The sequence below is a fragment of the Paraburkholderia phytofirmans genome (assembly GCF_046028095.1).
Classification (GTDB): domain Bacteria; phylum Pseudomonadota; class Gammaproteobacteria; order Burkholderiales; family Burkholderiaceae; genus Paraburkholderia; species Paraburkholderia phytofirmans_A.
Map to the genome: position 1 here is coordinate 290,346 of NZ_JAQQDJ010000004.1, position 16,424 is coordinate 306,769.

At 62.5% G+C, this 16,424-nt stretch carries 14 protein-coding genes; 8 read left to right on the forward strand and 6 right to left on the reverse strand.

All coding sequences use genetic code 11. From position 1 onward, the window contains the following. Positions 1–6: 6 nt before the first annotated feature. The 4 genes from PQR54_RS13945 to PQR54_RS13960 are packed head-to-tail and all read left to right on the forward strand — an operon-like array spanning position 7 to position 5,192. Positions 7–1,512 carry an aldehyde dehydrogenase gene (locus PQR54_RS13945; RefSeq protein WP_408247158.1) on the forward strand — a complete coding sequence of 502 codons (1,506 nt, stop codon included), beginning with the start codon at positions 7–9 and terminating at the stop codon, positions 1,510–1,512. A gap of 26 nt (positions 1,513–1,538) precedes the next feature. Then, positions 1,539–2,501, forward strand: coding sequence for a VOC family protein (locus tag PQR54_RS13950; protein WP_408246521.1), 963 nt, complete (start codon positions 1,539–1,541; stop codon positions 2,499–2,501). Then, on the forward strand, positions 2,498–3,763 hold the full coding sequence (locus PQR54_RS13955; RefSeq protein ID WP_408246523.1) for an NAD(P)/FAD-dependent oxidoreductase: 1,266 nt from the start codon (positions 2,498–2,500) through the stop codon (positions 3,761–3,763). Before PQR54_RS13950 ends, PQR54_RS13955 begins: the two co-directional genes overlap by 4 nt. Positions 3,764–3,788: 25 nt before the next feature. Next, positions 3,789–5,192, forward strand: a complete 1,404-nt coding sequence (locus PQR54_RS13960; RefSeq protein WP_408246525.1) for an MFS transporter — start codon at positions 3,789–3,791, stop codon at positions 5,190–5,192. Positions 5,193–5,301: 109 nt separating this feature from the next. Here the strand turns inward: PQR54_RS13960 and PQR54_RS13965 are convergent, their stop codons facing one another. The 6 genes from PQR54_RS13965 to PQR54_RS13990 all read right to left on the reverse strand — a co-directional run bounded on the left by PQR54_RS13965 (position 5,302) and on the right by PQR54_RS13990 (position 12,294). Further along, positions 5,302–7,026, reverse strand: a complete 1,725-nt coding sequence (locus PQR54_RS13965; protein ID WP_408246527.1) for a J domain-containing protein — start codon at positions 7,024–7,026, stop codon at positions 5,302–5,304. A gap of 14 nt (positions 7,027–7,040) precedes the next feature. Continuing rightward, on the reverse strand, positions 7,041–8,750 hold the full coding sequence (locus tag PQR54_RS13970; RefSeq protein ID WP_408246529.1) for an Hsp70 family protein: 1,710 nt from the start codon (positions 8,748–8,750) through the stop codon (positions 7,041–7,043). 281 nt (positions 8,751–9,031) lie between these two features. After that, complete coding sequence (locus PQR54_RS13975) at positions 9,032–9,493, reverse strand: GNAT family N-acetyltransferase (RefSeq protein WP_408246531.1); 462 nt, start codon at positions 9,491–9,493, stop codon at positions 9,032–9,034. A gap of 117 nt (positions 9,494–9,610) precedes the next feature. After that, positions 9,611–10,714, reverse strand: coding sequence for an NAD(P)/FAD-dependent oxidoreductase (locus PQR54_RS13980; protein ID WP_408246533.1), 1,104 nt, complete (start codon positions 10,712–10,714; stop codon positions 9,611–9,613). A 138-nt stretch (positions 10,715–10,852) separates the two neighbouring features. Next, positions 10,853–11,056, reverse strand: coding sequence for a DUF3562 domain-containing protein (locus PQR54_RS13985; protein ID WP_408246535.1), 204 nt, complete (start codon positions 11,054–11,056; stop codon positions 10,853–10,855). A 176-nt stretch (positions 11,057–11,232) separates the two neighbouring features. Continuing rightward, positions 11,233–12,294 carry a DMT family transporter gene (locus PQR54_RS13990; protein WP_408246537.1) on the reverse strand — a complete coding sequence of 354 codons (1,062 nt, stop codon included), beginning with the start codon at positions 12,292–12,294 and terminating at the stop codon, positions 11,233–11,235. A 324-nt stretch (positions 12,295–12,618) separates the two neighbouring features. Between PQR54_RS13990 and PQR54_RS13995 the strand changes: the two genes are divergently transcribed. The 4 genes from PQR54_RS13995 (at position 12,619) to PQR54_RS14010 (ending at position 16,384) form a co-directional block, all read left to right on the forward strand. Continuing rightward, positions 12,619–13,236, forward strand: a complete 618-nt coding sequence (locus tag PQR54_RS13995; RefSeq protein WP_408246539.1) for a lipocalin family protein — start codon at positions 12,619–12,621, stop codon at positions 13,234–13,236. Positions 13,237–13,306: 70 nt separating this feature from the next. Beyond that, positions 13,307–14,083 (forward strand): DUF1295 domain-containing protein, encoded by a 777-nt coding sequence (locus tag PQR54_RS14000; protein WP_408246541.1) that lies wholly within the window; start codon positions 13,307–13,309, stop codon positions 14,081–14,083. Between the two features lie 62 nt (positions 14,084–14,145). Then, complete coding sequence (locus PQR54_RS14005) at positions 14,146–15,246, forward strand: SAM-dependent methyltransferase (protein ID WP_408246542.1); 1,101 nt, start codon at positions 14,146–14,148, stop codon at positions 15,244–15,246. A gap of 538 nt (positions 15,247–15,784) precedes the next feature. After that, entirely contained in the window at positions 15,785–16,384 is a 600-nt protein-coding gene (locus PQR54_RS14010) for a cytochrome b (RefSeq protein WP_408246544.1), read from the forward strand. Positions 16,385–16,424 lie beyond the last annotated feature (40 nt).

Below are 16,424 nucleotides of genomic sequence, written 5' to 3' on the forward strand. Positions count from 1 at the left end.
ACCGACATGACTCACTTCGATACCAGCCTCGTGCCCACCGGCGATATTTTCATCGGCGGCGAATGGCGGCAAGGGCGTGGCAACCCGTACACAAGCCTGTATCCGGCGGATCAGTCGGTCAACATGGAAATCTCGACGGCCAATGCCGACGACGCACGCGACGCCGTGGAAGCCGCGGATATCGCATGGCGCTGTGCGGACTGGTCGGGTTTGAAGCCGCATCAACGGGCGCTGATTCTGTACCGAATCGCCGATCTGATCATGGCGCGTCACGAAGCGCTCGCGCAATTGCAGCGCCGCGACAACGGCAAGCCGATTGGTGAAACGCGCGTGCTGGTGGCGAGCGCCGCGAACACGTTCCGTTATTTTGCTGCATGCCTCGAAACACTCGACGAAGAAGTCACGCCCTCGCGCGGCGATTATCTGACGATGAGCATTTACGAACCGATCGGTGTGATCGCCGCGATTACGCCGTGGAATTCGCCGATTGCTTCCGACGCACAAAAACTTGCTCCGGCACTCGCGGGTGGCAACGCGGTCGTGTTGAAGCCGGCTGAGGTGACGCCTTTGGTCTCGTTGGCATTGGCGCGCATCTGCGAAGAGGCTGGTGTGCCGAAGGGCGTTCTAAGCGTCGTGCCTGGCAAAGGCTCGGTGATCGGCGACGTGCTGGTGCGTCATCCGCTGGTGAAGAAGGTTTCGTTTACGGGGGGCACCGAAGTGGGCCGCGGCATCGCGCGCATCGCGGCGGACAAGCTGATGCCGGTGTCTCTGGAACTCGGCGGCAAGTCGCCGACCATCGTGTTCGACGACGCTGATATCGATCACGCGGTCAACGGTGTGCTCTACGGTATTTTCAGTTCGTCGGGCGAAGCGTGCATCGCAGGTTCGCGTCTGTTCGTACAGCGCTCGATTTACGACGCGTTCATGAAGCGTCTCGCCGAAGGTGCGCGCAAGTTGCGCGTGGGCGATCCGACGCGTTCCGAAACGCAAATGGGTCCGCTGATTACGGCGGCGCATCGCGAAACCGTCGAGCGTTATGTTGCGCTGGGTCTGGAGGAAGGCGGCCGCCTGCTATGCGGCGGCGAGCGCCCGGTCGGCGATGGCCGCGAAGCAGGCACGTACTTCCAGCCGACGATTCTCGAAGGCCTCACGAACAACGCCCGCATCTGCCAGGAAGAAATCTTCGGCCCGGTGCTGGTGGCCATGCCGTTCGACGACGAAGCCTCGCTGCTCAAAGAAGCGAACGACAGCGTGTTCGGCCTCGCCGCCGGCATCTGGACGCGCGACTACAAGCGCGCGTACCGGATTGCCCGCGCACTCGAAGCCGGCACCATCTGGATCAACACCTACAAGCTGTTCTCTATCTCGACGCCGTTCAGCGGCTGGAAAGAGAGCGGCATGGGACGCGAGAAGGGCCGGCTCGGCATCCGCGAATACATGCAACAGAAGAGCCTCTACTGGGGCTTGAACGACGCGCCGCTGGCGTGGGCTGACGCGCCCCGGGCGAACTAATACGCAAGATACGCAAGAGGCACGTTATGACGATTCTCGGCATTGAACAGATTATTTACGGCGTGACGGATCTGGCCACCTGTCGGCAGTTTTTCGCGGACTGGGGCTTGAAGGAAGTCGCGCACGACGAAACCCAGGCGCGCTTCGAAACGCTGAACGGCTGCACGATCCTCGCTGTGAATGCGAATGATCCCTCGCTGCCGCCCGCGTTCGAAGAAGGCCCGACGCTGCGCGAAGTGACGTGGGGCGTGGCCACGAAAGCCGAACTCGACGCACTGCGCGGCCGCTTTGCCGGTCAGCCGGGTCATTTCGAAACCGAGGACGCCGTCGGCTGCATCGACCCGAACGGCATGGCGATTCGCGTCGAAGTGACTCGCAAGTGCGCGCTCGACATTCACGGCTCGCCGTCGAACGTGTGGGGCCAGACGCTGCGCGTCGATCAGCCTTCGCCGATTTACGAGCGTGCGGAACCGGTCGAAGTGGGCCACGTGGTGTTCTTCACGAACAAACTCGCCGAGCAGGAAAAGTTCTATCAGGACCTGCTCGGCTTCGAAATGTCGGACCGTTATCCGGGCCGTGGCGCTTTCATGCGCTGCGCACCGCACGGCGGCCATCACGACATTTTCCTGCTGGCCTTGCCCAACGGTAAGCGCGGCCTGAATCACGTCGCGTTCACCGTGCGCGACATCCACGAAGTGTTCGGCGGCGGCATGCATATCAGCCGCTGCGGCTGGGATACACAACTCGGGCCGGGGCGTCATCCGGTGTCGTCGGCTTACTTCTGGTACTTCCAGAATCCGGCGGGCGGCCTGATCGAGTACTACGCCGACGAAGACCAGCTCACGCCGGAATGGCAGCCGCGCGATTTCGAACCGGGTCCGACCGTGTTCGCCGAATGGGCGATCGACGGCGGTATCGACGGCAATACACGGCGCCAGAAAAACGCGAAGGCGCCGGAAGGCAAGTTCATGACGGAGCAGAAAAAATGACGGACGCTGCTGCTGCAAAGGCGCAAGCCGCTCACGCCGGACTCGAAGCGCCGCGCACGATCGTCGTGATCGGCGGCGGCCAGGCGGCCGGCTGGGTTGTGAAGACCTTGCGCAAGGAAGGCTTCGACGGCCGCCTCGTGATGATCGCCGACGAAGTGCATCTGCCGTACGAACGTCCGCCGCTTTCGAAAGCGGTGCTGGCAGGCGAAGCGGATATCGACACCGTGCGACTCGTGAAGCCCGACGACTTCGATGCGCTGAACGTCGAAGCATGGCAGCCGGATTGCGCGACGTCGATCGATCGCGAACAGCGCATCGTGCGCACGCAGTCGGGCCGCGAAGTGCAGTATGACCGACTGGTGATCGCCACCGGTGGCGCGGCGCGCAAGCTGCCGGAGTCGCTCGTGAAGACCTCGCACATTGCCTACCTGCGTACGCTCGACGAAGCCGTCGCTCTGGGTGAACGGCTGCGCGCCAGCAAGCGCGTGCTGGTGGTGGGCGGCGGCTGGATCGGTCTCGAAGTCGCGGCGACCGCGCGCAAGCTCGGCGTGGATGCAACGGTAGTGGAAGGCGCCCCGCGTTTGTGCGCGCGTTCGCTGCCGCCGATGGTGTCCGGCTTCCTGCTCGACCTGCATCGTGCGAACGGCGTGGACGTCCGCTTGAACGCGTCGCTCGTGTCACTCGCGGATCATCCGAACGACGCCAATCGCATTCGCGCTACGTTCGCGGACGGCTCGACGCTCGACGCCGATTTCGCGGTGGCCGGCATCGGTCTCACGCCGCACACGGCGTTGGCTGAAGCCGCGGGCGTGAAGGTGGAAGACGGCATCGTGGTCGATCATTTCGGCGCCACCGACGACCCGCGCATCTTCGCGTGCGGCGACGTCGCCAATCATCCGAGCGCGTGGCTCAAGCGCCGCGTGCGGCTCGAATCGTGGGCCAATGCACAGAACCAGGCGATTGCCGCCGCGAAAGCGTTGTTCGGCACCTTCGAACCGTATGCGGACATTCCGTGGTTCTGGTCCGATCAGTACGACGTCAATCTGCAGATTCTCGGCGACATTCCAGGCGATGCACAACTGGCCGTGCGCGGCGATTTGCCCGGCAAACGCGCCACGCTGTTCCATCTGGAAGACGGCGCGATTCGCGGCGTGATCGCCATCAATACGCCGCGCGAACTGAAACTGTCGCGCAAATGGATGAACCAAGGCCGGACCATCGACCTTGCCACCCTGACCGACGCCTCAACAGCACTTGCCTAACCACATCTACGGACGGCACTACGGCATGAGAACCATCGACAACACCATGGGGGACCGCAGCAGCGCCGGTGTCTCAGGCCCTGTGACCCGGGGCTCGATCATCGCGCGTCTGGAGCGATTGCCCAAAAATTCGATGCAGGTGCGCGCGCGCATACTGATCGGTCTCGCGACGTTCTTCGACGGCTTCGACGTGATCGCCATCGCGGCCACGTTGCCGATCCTGATCGCGAAGTGGCATCTGACGCCGTGGGAAATCGGCTTTCTGATCGGCTCCGGTTCGGTCGGCCAGTTGATCGGCGCGTTCGTTTTCCCGTGGTATGCGGAGCGCAAAGGGCGCGTGAAGGCGATCGCGCTAAGTTCGGGGATCATCGGCATCACCAGCATTGCGTGCGGTTTTGCTCCTACGTTCGCGGCTTTTGTCGTATTGCGTGTGATTCAAGGGCTTGGACTGGGTGGCGAATTGCCGGTGGCCGCGACTTACATCAACGAGATCAGCCGTGCGCATGGCCGTGGCCGTTTCGTGCTCTTGTATGAAATCGTTTTCCCGGTCGGCCTGCTTGCGTCGAATGCGTTGGGCGCGTGGATCGTGCCGCGTTTCGGCTGGCAAGCCATGTACTTTATCGGCGGTATGCCGTTGATTCTGTTCTTCGTGCTGCGCAAACTCGTGCCGGAATCGCCGCGCTGGCTTGCTGAACGTGAACAGATGGCTGACGCGGATGCTGCGGTGCATGTGTTCGAACGTGCGGTCAAAGGTCCGCTTCCGCCGGTCACGCACTCGGCTGAATTTGAAGCGATGGCCAATCGTCATCCGAAGCGCCGCATGGGCGACCTGTTTGGTCCCGCGTACCTGAAGCGCACGCTGGCCGTGGCCATGTTGTGGATCACCTGCGGCTTCATTCAATACGGTCTCTCGACCTGGCTGCCGACGATTTACCGCACGATTTATCACGCACCGCTGCAACTCGCGTTGAATCTTGCGGTGGCCGCTTCGGTGCTCGGCGTGGTGGGTTCGCTGACTTGCGCGTTGCTGGTCGACAAGGTGGGGCGTAAGCCGATCATCAACCTCTCGTTCGTGGCGTGTGCGATTTCGCTGCTGCTGGCGGGCGTGTTCCACGATTCGTCGGTGTATGTCGTGGCGACGTGCTGCGCGTTCTCGCTGGGCTTTCTGGCGTGCGGTTTCATCACGGCTTATGTGTACACGCCGGAACTGTATCCGACGAGTATCCGCGCAATGGGCTGCGGCGTCGGCGGCGCGTGGCTGAAGGTCGCGGCGATTTTCGCGCCGGCTATCGTATCGAAGACGATGATCGGCGGGAATTTGCAGGTTGCGTTTTATATTCTCGCGGCTGTGCCGTTTCTTGCGGCGGTGGCGGTGCACTTTCTTGGGATCGAGACCAAGGGGAAGGTGCTGGAGCAGCTGGAGGCCTGAGGTTTTTTTCAGCCGGGTTTTGGTGGGCGGTTGATGTTGTAGTACCGCAATTAGCTGGGAGACGAGGGGCGCACTGGGTGGTGTGCCCCTTCGTTTTTGGGGGTGTGACTTACCGCGTCGCCTGTCGCGTTTCCCGCCGCCGCTTGATCCCGTCAATAACCCAGATACTCATCAACCCCGCACTCACACAGGCGATGATATCCGGCTTATAAATCGCCAGCGCCATCCACACGAGGTTCGCATACCCGCGGAAAAACGCCGGTATCGCGTTGCGCAAGTCGTTCCAGCGCGTCGTCGCCAGCACGCCGCCCGCTGCCGACATCACCGCAAACAACGCCCACGCGAACTGCGTCGCGCGCACTTCGCGCTGCAACAGCAACACGATCAACGCCACGAATCCGGCGAACCACAAAGGCACGCAAGCCCAAAACAACTGCGGCCGACTCGCGATCCATCCGCGCCATTCCGCCTGCGCAAACGAAAAGAAGAACGCGAACAGCACACCGTGCGCATAAGGCATGAGCCACGCATGCGAATCCGTGCCGATCCAGTGGCCCGCAAAACCCAACGCCGTCGCGCTGAATGCGGCCAGTATCGCGAGCTCCTTGATGGGCGGCCAGCCGTGAATCAACGCGGCCCAGATCGTACAGACGCCTAGTGTGGCCATCGCGATCGATGTCGAACGGCCGCTGCCGTCCTCGCACAGTGCAAAGGTGGTCGCGCCAAGCCACACCGGAATCCAGCCATAACGCAGCCAGTCGATCGAGCGCAACGCCCGCAGCCGCTGTTGCTGCGGCTCGGACAGCAGCACGGTCGTGGCGGCGACCGTCATCAAGGCGAGCATCAGCGTCGACAGAAAAATGCCCAACTGAGCGGGCGACCACTGATCGAACCATCTGTTGCTGTTGGGGTTCAGCGACGCGTCGGCGAACAGCAAGCCGCACCACGCGTTCAATGCGAGCGCCGGACCAAACAGACGGCCCGCACCGACGCGGAATTTGAGGCAACGTCCCCAGAAATCGACTTTCTCGGCATCGAGCCGCAGCCGTACGACATTCGGATGGTAGCGGCCAAGAGCAGTCAACAACTGCTCCATCTCGGCACGCACGCCGGCACGAAGCAATGCACGCGCGCCGGCCGTCATTTGCGGCAGCGGACCTTCGAGCAATGCCATCGCGTTGGTGAAGCGCAGACGCAGCGCGTCGTAGTCTTCATCGGCGAACACGCGGTTCAAGGCGAGCGTGGCGATGGCCGCGTTGCGACGCCGCAGATGCGCGGAGTTGTCCCGCCAGCCGAGGACCGCGCTCAGGTTCATGCGCAGCGTAGCGGGCGTGTCCTCGTTCAGACAATGACACAGTGCCTGCCATTCGAGTTCGTCGCGCGTCGCAATGTTGACGACGGCGGCGAACAAGTCCTGCAGCGAACGGCGCGACTCGAGGTCGTCCGCTTGCGCGATGAAGTCGTGCCAGAGCTGGACGGCGGTTTCAAAGGCGTCGGGTTCGCGCGCAGCGGCCTCGACTTCAGAAGTGTCGATCGGCACGCGGGACGTAACCGGGCTGGTTGCAGGCTCCGACGTGGTTGCAATCAAAATCGCGGGTTCAGCGCCAGAGTGGTTCGCTGGCGGCTGCGCGGCTGCTACCTTCGCGACCGCGCCGCTCGCCATCTGCAACGCGGATTCATACGCGTACCGCAGACGCTGAAATGCCTCGGCATCTTCATCCGGACGTTGTTGTTTCAACAGCCGTGCATAAGCGCGACGCACCGCACGCTCGTCGGCAGTCGACTCGATGCCGAGCACATCCCAAGGCCATTGATTGTTGGAGATGGTATTCATGGCCGGTCAGAAGGTCAGTAAGTCACATGCACGTCGAAACGATCCAGCAGCGCGCTCAGTTCGCCGCGCGCCTGCGCGATTTCATCGGTATTCTGGCGCTCGATCAGTGCCTGGAAGCGGGCGATATGCGCCGCCAGATATTGCCGATGGTCGCCGAGCGTTTCTTCATAGACACGGTCGGCGCGCGTCAACAGCGTCCGGTTCTCGAGTTGATCGCGTGGGTGAATCTTCAACGCGCTCAACGCCGCGAGACGCTGGCGGATTTCTTCGGGCGTCATCACGCCGGGGTTTTCTTCGATCACCATCGCGCGCTTTACGCCGCCCGGAAACGCTGTGGCTTCGACTTCCAGCACACCGTTGATGTCGTAGGTGAAACGCACATCCGCGCCGGCTTCGCCCGCTGCCTTGAGCGGCACGTCGAGCGTGAATTCTCCGAGCGCGACGTTATCCGTGGTCAAACGCGCTTCGCCCTGAAACACCTTGATGCTCAACATCTGCTGACGGTCGCGCACCGTGAAAATGCGCTGCATGCGGCTGACCGGAACGATCGTGTTGCGCTCGATGATCGGCAGAAAATGACCGGGCACGAACTGAGCGGGGCCGACCTGCATGGCCGTGTCGATGCCGAGGCTATAGGGCGCGACATCGGTCAACACCATTTCGTCGAGTCCGGCATCGCGTCCGACGAGGCCGGCCTGTACCGCCGCGCCGAGTGCGACCACTTCGTCCGGATTCAGATGTCCGGCGGGCAGGCGGCCGAACATCTTCGAGACCAGCTTGCGGACCATCGGCATGCGCGACGCACCGCCTACCAGGATGATCTCGTCGAGCGCGGCGACGGCGATCTTCGAATCGCGCAATGCGCGTTCCACAGGTTTGCGCAGCCTTTGCAGCAAATGCTCGCAGGTGCGCTCCGCGGCTGCCGCGTCGAGTTCGAGCGCGTGCTGGTTGTCGCCGATCGTGAGTTCGAGGGTGACGCTGTCGACGCCGTTCTGCGTGAGCTGACGTTTCGCGCGCTCAGCCTGCTGATGCAACCGTTGCGCGGCAACCGGCGTGAGCGATTGGAGCTTGAGACCGTTGCGCTGGCAGAACAACTCGACCAATGCGTCGGTGAAGTCTTCACCGCCCAGAAAATTATCGCCGGTGCTGGCGCGCACTTCCATTACGCCTTCGAAGAAGTCGAGCACGGAGATGTCGAAAGTGCCGCCGCCCAGATCGAAGATCAGAAACTTGCGCTCGCTATCGCGTTGATGCACGCCATACGCAAGCGAGGCCGCGGTCGGTTCGTTGACGAGGCGCAGTACATTCAGCCCGGCGAGTTCGCCGGCGATGCGTGTGGCTTTGCGTTGCGCGTCGCTGAAATAGGCGGGTACGGCGATCACGGCGTCGCTCACCGTCGCGCCGAGAAAGGCTTCTGCATCGGCCTTCAACGACTTGAGCACCAGCGAGGACAACTCTTCGGGACGCAGCGTTTGCTCGCCGAGCGACACGGTGCGACTCGTGCCCATGTAGCGTTTGAAATTGGCGGCGGTGCGCTCGGGATGCGTATGCAAGCGGTCGTGAGCGGGTCGGCCGACGAGGATCGAGCCATCGCCGTCGATGGAAACGCACGAGGGCGTGAGCGTTTCGTCTAACGCGTTCGGGATGAGCACGGCGCGGTCGTCGCGCCAGATTGCCGCGAGACTATGCGTGGTTCCAAGATCGATGCCGATGATCGAAGGCATGTACAGTTTCCGATTCGTTTGCGCCCCTCCATGAGGAGATCGCCAAAGGTTTCGCCGATGAACCGCGTGGAGCCGGGTGTAGCTCCGTCCAATGGCGATAACGGCAGACCGCACGCAAACTTGAGCGGCACGGGTCTGGAAGGTGGCGAGAATCGGACTGGACAACGCGCGGCGCAGGGTGGCCGCGTGATCGGTCGAACATAAACAGGCGACGCGCCGCGTGGGGCGCGCGGCACGGCGAGACGAACTGGCAGCGTGCTATGCGAGCTTGCCGCGCGCCATCACAACGCTTTGCGATACACCACGAAGCCTGAGCGGTCCGCGACCTTGTCGTAGAGCTTCATGGCCGTCTGATTCGTTTCGTGCGTCTGCCAGTAAACGCGCTGCGAGCCATCGGCTTTGGCGCGCTCATATACCGCTTCGATCAACGCGCGGCCGACGCCTTTGCCGCGCTCGCTGTCGAGCGTGTACAGGTCTTGCAGATAGCAGATCGGTCCTTTCATCGTCGTGTGACGGTGATACAGGAAATGCACGAGGCCGAGCAACTGGCCGTGGCGTTCGGCGACCATCGCATGCATCGGCTCGTAGCTATCGAAGAAACGTTCCCACGTGATTTGCGTAATCTCTCGCGGCAACGCGGTTTCGCCCGAGCGGCCGTAGAACGCGTTGTAGGCGTCCCAGAGCGGCAGCCATGCGTCGAAGTCGCCGGGGACGACGGGGCGGATCTGAATCGGATCGGACATGCGCGGTTCCTTTTGAGTGAAAACTGCCAATCCGTCAGCATAAGAAATTCGACGCGCCATTGTTAGCTCCACAACACGGGCGAATTTTGGAGCCACCAACCGCGTTCGAGGAGACGTTCAGACCGTCTCGGCTCTGAGCCAGCGTGTGAGCGTGGCGTCGTCGTTTGTCTCCAGCGTCTCCGCGATTCGCCGTCCCACCGCTGCGCCGAATTTGTAGCCGTGTCCGGAGCAAGCCGACACCACCAGCGTGTTGCCGATGCGCTTCGAAAAGAAGCGTTTATCCGCGGTGAATGTGTACGCGCAAGTTTTTACTTCGGATACCGTATATTCTTCGATCCGGCTGAACGGGGGTGAAAACAGCCGCCGCAAACGATCGCCTTCACCGGGCGCCGCGACGCGATTCGCCTCGGGGTCCGGCGAGTGCGCTTTGTTGATGCCGGCGCCAAACTTCAGACCAATGCCGTCGAGCGGCGGCAGCACATAGCCATCGCTCGCGCCGCCGATATCGACGATCGCGGGCGCCTTCGACCACGCCTCTTCCAGATCCACAGGCGGCTCCAGATAGGCGACGGTGTTGCGATACGTCATCAGGTTCTCGGCAAGCGCGGGAAACAGTTGCGCTGTCCATGCACCCGCGGTGACCACGAGCCGGTCGGCGCGCACCATCTCGTCGTTTTCGATGCGCACGGAAGCGGTCTTCGGATCGACCGCGTGCACCTTGGTGTGCATGCGAATGTCGGCGCCGCGCATCTTGAGCCACGCCTTCATATCGCGTGCAATGCGTTCGCTGAAAAGTGCGCCGCCGTCGTGATCGAGGTAAGCGTAACGAAACGTGGCTGGATCGAGAAACGGGTAGCGCGCCGCTGCGTCGGGCGGTTCGAGCCGTTCGTAGTCGAAGCCCATCCGGTCGAGGCCGGCGCGGAACTGTTCGGCGCCATCGCCTGCGAATTGCGAAATGCCGAGCACGCCGCAATTTGCATAATGGGACACGCCGAGATCGTTCCATAGGAGGTCCCAGCTATCGAGCGCCTCTTCGATGTTTCGCGCATAACCATCAGCATCCCCGTATGCGCGACGAATCATGCGATGCCTGTCGCCCGATGCGGCAAGTGGATTTGGAATCGAGCCCTGCTCGATTAGTGTGATGTCATGTCCCTGTTTCGAGAGCGACCACGCCGTGCTCAAACCGGCGATGCCCGCGCCTACGATTGTTACCCGCATGCCAACTCCCCCGAGTCGATGTTCTGGGCCAGAGTCTATCAGCGGGAAAAAAATCAGTGCGCGTTACGTGAATTTTCGCGCGAGTCGGTCGAAGCGAATAGGTGATTCAACAGGCGGTGGTCTCCGCGCGTCGCCGTGTCAGTGTTTGCGATTCGAATGGTCGCGAAGCTGGTTGCGTACTTTTTTTGCGGCGAAGAGCGGTACGTAATCGAACACACGCGCATCTTGCCGATAGCTGGCCAGGCTGTCTGCGTACATCTTCGAGACCGTTTCCGCGGGCGTGTCGGTTTCCTCGGCGATGCTTTTCACTAATTCGTCTACGTTAGGCTCGGGCTGCGACATAGATCTCTCCAAAGATGCAGGCAGGTTGGACGGGTGACACGCGGACAACAGGAGTTTCATTACAGGATGCGATGCGCGCCGATGCCAATTGAATCGGCCTATCGTCTGATTTTTTTTCACAGAGATTTTTGTCTTGCGATGCGGCAAGTGCCCGTGCATCGCGGCCCAGCGAAAAATCAATGCGTGTGCCGGTGATGGATGTCCGGGAAATGCGCATGCGCGTGCGTCATGGGTGCATGGCGGTGCGGATGAGTGTGCGGTTCGTCGCCGTCCCACTCGAAATCATGCTCGTGCTGGTGATGCGCGTCGTGCCGGTGACGATGCGAGTGCTCGAGCGGATCGTGCGTGTGCGGATGTTCATGACGTTCGCGAATGTGCAGCCACACGCCCAGCGTCATCAGCACGGCGGCGACCCAGAAGAGCGGCGGCGGCAGTTCCGGCCATAGCAGCCATGACAGGGTCACGCCGAATAGCGGCGCAACCGAGAAATAAGCGCCGGTTCGCGCGGTGCCGAGATTGCGCAGCGCGACCACGAACAGCACCAGACTCACGCCGTAGCCGGCAAAGCCCGTGAGCATGGCGAGCGCCACGGTCGAGAGCTTCGGCCATGCGGCGCCGAGGGTGAGCGCGAGCGCGACGTTGACCGAACCGGCCACGAGCCCTTTTACGCAGGCGATGAACATCGCGTCGTGCGTCGACACCTTGCGCGTGAGATTGTTGTCCACGGCCCAGCACGCGCAGGCGCCGGCCAGCAGCAGGGTGCCCGGCGGCAATCCCGCCGCGCCCGGGTGCCACGACAGCGCCACGCCGCCCGCGACGATCGCGGCCATGCCGAGGAACACCTGCACGTCGACGTTCTCGCGAAACACGATCCACGCGATCAATGCGGTGAATACGCCTTCCAGATTCAGCAGCAGCGAACCGGTGGCGGCCGGCGTCGTTTGCAAGCCGAGCATCAATAAGGCTGGTCCTGCGACGCCGCCGGCCGCGATCGCGCCGGCCAGCCAAGGGATTTCGCGGAACGGGAAACGGCTGTGGCCGGCCGGCTGCACGCCGCCGCCTTTCAGCCGGCGCGCAAGTATCACCGCGGCAAGGCCGCAGCCGCTGCCGAGGTAGAACAGGCCGGCAAGCAGGAATGGCGACAGCGAGCCGAGCAGTGCTTTGGCGAGCGGTGTCGTCGCGCCGAACAGGGCGGCGGCAAGCAAGGCGGTGAATGGGGCGTTGAAGCGGATCGACATGAGGGAATTCGCGTGGGAGCGGGCTTTGCGGACACGATAACGCTAACCGGATCGCGCCGCCTGTAAGCCTCGCGTAAAGCGTTGCTGAACAGCAGGTCGGCAAGTTGAGCTACGAAAGCGTCCAGTTTAGGCGAATGTGGTCGCTCTGGAAGGCCAGAGCCGCGCAACGGTCGCGCGTGCGAGAGGTGGTGGTCGAGCGCGCTTTGCGGGGTGGCTGCGTTTCCTGCGCGAATCGGCCGTGTCGATTCACAGGCGCCGCGCGCATCCAGACAGCCCTGTCGAACGTAATACGTTTATTGCCGCCATACGTTCGAGGCTTCCGCCATGCGCCGAGTTGTCTATGCCATTGCCACTGCCGCCGCAACTGCCGTTGCGTCGGTGCTGCTGTTATCGCTCGCGGCTTGCTCCAACGATCCGCCTAATCCCAACCCGCGTGCGAGCGAACCGCTCTCCACCGTGCCCGTCGACTTGCCGCGCTATATGGGCCGCTGGTACGTCATCGCGAACATTCCGTATTTCGCCGAGCGCGACATGGTGGCGAGCCGCGCCGAATGGACACTGCGCCAGGACGGCAAGATCGACGATTCGTACTACGGCCGCAAGAAGCGCTTCGACGCCGAGGAAAAGCACTACCAGTTTCTCGACACGCCCGTGCCCGGCAAAGACGGCGGCGAGTGGAGCGTGCAGTTGTTCTGGCCCATTCACGTGACGCAGCTGACGCTTTACGTCGACCCGGACTATCGCTACACGATCCTCGGGTATCCGGGCAAAAACCTCGGCTGGATTTTTTCGCGTGAGCCGGACATGAGCGACGACACGTATCGGGCCTTGCTGGCGCGGCTCGATGCGATGGGCTACGACATCTCGCGTTTCAGGCGTGTGCCGCAGCGGCCCGACCAGTTGGGCAAGCCGGGCTTTGCCTCGCCGGGCGACAAGGACTAGCGGGCGCGCCGCGCGCATCCGATACCACCGTCGCAGCGTATAACCCGCATCGCCATTGAACGAGGAAACCATGCCGCCGCTTGCCACCGCCGTGATTGCCCTGATCGGACTCGTCGCGATTTTCAGCGCGGTCTGGGCGTGGCAGTTAAAGAGCGAAAACGCCGGCATGGTCGATCCCGTCTGGGCGTATTCGCTCGGCCTCGTCGCGGTGCTCTACGCGGTGCTCGGCACCGGCGACCCCGGCTCGCGCGCGTTGACGGCGCTCGGCGGTTTGATCTGGGGCGTGCGGCTCGGCACGCATCTGTGGAAACGCAACGCCGGCAAGCCCGAAGACGCGCGCTATCACCGCTTCCGCGAAGAGTGGGGCGATAAGGCGGCCAGCAAAATGTTCTGGTTTTTCCAGTTGCAAGTCGTGATTTCGATGCTGCTGTCTCTCGCGTTTCTCGTGCCTTCGTACCGCGGCACGGCGCCGGCTATTGGATGGGTGGTGCTGGCCGTCGTGGTGTGGATCGTCTCCGTGGCCGGTGAAGCCGTGGCCGACCGCCAGTTGCAAAGCTTCAAGGCCGACCCGGCCAATCGCGACGAAGTGTGCCGCGTCGGCTTGTGGCGTTACTCGCGGCATCCGAATTACTTCTTCGAATGCGTGCATTGGGTCGCTTATATCGCGTTGTCGATCGGCACGCCGTGGGCCTGGTTTACGCTGCTGCCGCCGGTCCTGATGGCGTTTCTGTTGCTGAAGCTCTCCGGCATTCCGCTGCTCGAAGAAAGCATGGCAAAACGGCGCCCTGGTTACGCCGATTACATGCGTACCACCAGCGCGCTGATTCCATGGCCGCCGCGGCATTGAACAAGCGACCGCCGCGCACGCGCACATTCAAAAGTCCAGAATAACGACAGGGAGTCAGCCTCATGAGCGTATCCACTACCGACCACACCCTACCGCCGTCGCCTGCCGAGCCCAGTGATGGCTGGCTCATTCAAGGCTGCGAACGCGGCTGGCTGCCGGACAGCGTGATCCGCTTCGGCATGCGTCAATTGATGCGTCAGCGTCTGCGCGACGAAGCGGCCGGCAACGGCGAGTTGCGCGCCCAACGGCTCAACCGTCTGCTCGACGATCTGCGCGCGAGCCCCATCGCCATTGAAACGCAAGCCGCCAACACGCAGCATTACGAGGTGCCGGCGTCGTTCTTCCACGCGCATCTCGGGCCGCATCTGAAGTACTCGTGCTGCCTGTATCCGACCGGTGAGGAGACGCTCGCGCAAGCCGAAGCGGCCATGCTCGAACGCTATGCCGAGCGCGCGGAACTCGCCGACGGTCAGCGGATTCTCGACCTCGGCTGCGGCTGGGGTTCGCTTTCGTTGTGGCTGGCGGCGCGCTATCCGAATGCGCGGATCGTCGCGCTATCGAACTCGCATGGGCAGCGCGCGTTTATCGAAGCGCGCGCGGCTCAGGCTGGCTTGCACAACCTCTCCGTGGTGACGGGCAACATCGTCGATTTTGAATTCGATGGCGCGCAGCTTGGCCCTGGCTTCGATCGCGTAGTGTCGATCGAGATGTTCGAGCATATGAAGAACTACGGCCTGCTGCTCGCAAAAATCGCACGCTGGATGCGCGACGACGCGAAGCTGTTCGTGCATATCTTCGCGCATCGCACGCTTGCGTATCACTTCCAGGTGGAGGACGGTAGCGACTGGATGTCGAAGTACTTTTTTACCGGCGGCACGATGCCGTCGGAGGCGCTGCTGCTTAATTTCCAGGACGATCTGCGCGTAGAGCGGCAATGGTGGGTGAGCGGCACGCATTACGAGCGCACGGCGAATCATTGGCTCGCCGCGCTCGACGCGGCGCGTGACCGGGTGATGCCAATGCTCACCGACACCTACGGCGCGCGCGATGCGGCAGTGTGGCTGCAACGGTGGCGCATGTTCTATATGGCCGTGGCCGAGCTGTTCGGCTACGCGCATGGGAACGAATGGGGCGTCGGGCATTATCGGTTCGTCAAGCGCTAGACGGCGGCCTGCCGGTTCCCTGATGCGCGAGCCGCGAAGCGATGTGGACCGGCCAGCCGCTTTTCACGGTGTTTTCACGCTTGTCCCGCTGTGGTGCGGCCGTCTCCCGGCTGCCGCGCGACGATTTATCGCGTCGGCAGGAAACTGAGCAGTCATCCTCGCATCAAATCTTGGACGCATCCCGAGGTATGCCGCAGCAACGACAATGGCGTTCCGCCCGTCGTTTGCCTATGGCCGCAATTGCCCGCCTGGCATCGCCACTGAGTTGATGCGCATGCAACCAACGGCCGGCTCGACGAATGGCTCAAGTCGCCCGCACTGATCTCGCGGAGCGGCTCATGAGCCGGCGCACGTCCAAGGTGCAGCGCCCTCGCTCAACCCGCGTGCACGAAATAATCTGAAACATAGTTTTAAGCGCCCGGCGGAATAAAGCGTCACACTGGGGCGTTTGCCTATACTGCGGCGCATCTGGGTGTGCTACTGCATCGCCGGATTTTCAAACAGCTTTCGCAGCCATGCCGCTGCGGACGGAATAAACATGAACACGCACGCCGACCCTTTGACCGATTCGACCGGCACGTCCGTGCCATCGCGCTACACCCGCACGGCCATGGTCCTGCACTGGCTCATCGCGCTGCTGATGATCGGCAACGTCGTGCTCGGCCTGAGCGCGGATTCGTTGCCGGACGACTGGGTGCGCCCGGTGGTCGACACCCACAAGTCGATCGGCATCACGGTGCTCGGTCTCGCGCTCATGCGCATCTTGTGGCGCGTGTCGCACAAGCCGCCGCCGTTGCCGCGCGAGTTTCCGTCGTGGGAAAAGGTCGCCGCGCACGTCGCGCATTTTCTGCTCTATCTGCTGATGATTGCGCTGCCGCTGTCCGGCTGGCTGCACGATTCCGCATGGAAAGACGCGGCCACGCACCCCATGCACCTGTTCAATCTGTTTCCGTGGCCGCGTATCAGCTATGTGATGAACCTCGATCCGGCGCTCAAGGAGACTTTGCACGACCGCTTCGGCGCCTTGCATACGTGGCTCGGCTACGCGCTCTATGCGCTGCTGGCAATGCATATAGGCGGCGCGTTGAAGCATCAGTGGATCGATCGCAAGTCGGTTCTGAAGCGCATGGTGCCGTGAGCGCCGCTTTCACCAATCAACCGCAACATCGACAAACCCG

Coding starts and splice junctions, on each gene's coding strand:
- PQR54_RS14000 (WP_408246541.1), top strand. CDS start 13,307: ATGCCGCCGCTTGCCACCGCCGTGATTGCCCTGATCGGACTCGTCGCG.
- PQR54_RS13985 (WP_408246535.1), bottom strand. CDS start 11,056: ATGTCGCAGCCCGAGCCTAACGTAGACGAATTAGTGAAAAGCATCGCC.
- PQR54_RS13975 (WP_408246531.1), bottom strand. CDS start 9,493: ATGTCCGATCCGATTCAGATCCGCCCCGTCGTCCCCGGCGACTTCGAC.
- PQR54_RS13995 (WP_408246539.1), top strand. CDS start 12,619: ATGCGCCGAGTTGTCTATGCCATTGCCACTGCCGCCGCAACTGCCGTT.
- PQR54_RS14005 (WP_408246542.1), top strand. CDS start 14,146: ATGAGCGTATCCACTACCGACCACACCCTACCGCCGTCGCCTGCCGAG.
- PQR54_RS13950 (WP_408246521.1), top strand. CDS start 1,539: ATGACGATTCTCGGCATTGAACAGATTATTTACGGCGTGACGGATCTG.
- PQR54_RS13990 (WP_408246537.1), bottom strand. CDS start 12,294: ATGTCGATCCGCTTCAACGCCCCATTCACCGCCTTGCTTGCCGCCGCC.
- PQR54_RS13970 (WP_408246529.1), bottom strand. CDS start 8,750: ATGCCTTCGATCATCGGCATCGATCTTGGAACCACGCATAGTCTCGCG.
- PQR54_RS13945 (WP_408247158.1), top strand. CDS start 7: ATGACTCACTTCGATACCAGCCTCGTGCCCACCGGCGATATTTTCATC.
- PQR54_RS13960 (WP_408246525.1), top strand. CDS start 3,789: ATGAGAACCATCGACAACACCATGGGGGACCGCAGCAGCGCCGGTGTC.
- PQR54_RS13980 (WP_408246533.1), bottom strand. CDS start 10,714: ATGCGGGTAACAATCGTAGGCGCGGGCATCGCCGGTTTGAGCACGGCG.
- PQR54_RS13965 (WP_408246527.1), bottom strand. CDS start 7,026: ATGAATACCATCTCCAACAATCAATGGCCTTGGGATGTGCTCGGCATC.
- PQR54_RS14010 (WP_408246544.1), top strand. CDS start 15,785: ATGAACACGCACGCCGACCCTTTGACCGATTCGACCGGCACGTCCGTG.
- PQR54_RS13955 (WP_408246523.1), top strand. CDS start 2,498: ATGACGGACGCTGCTGCTGCAAAGGCGCAAGCCGCTCACGCCGGACTC.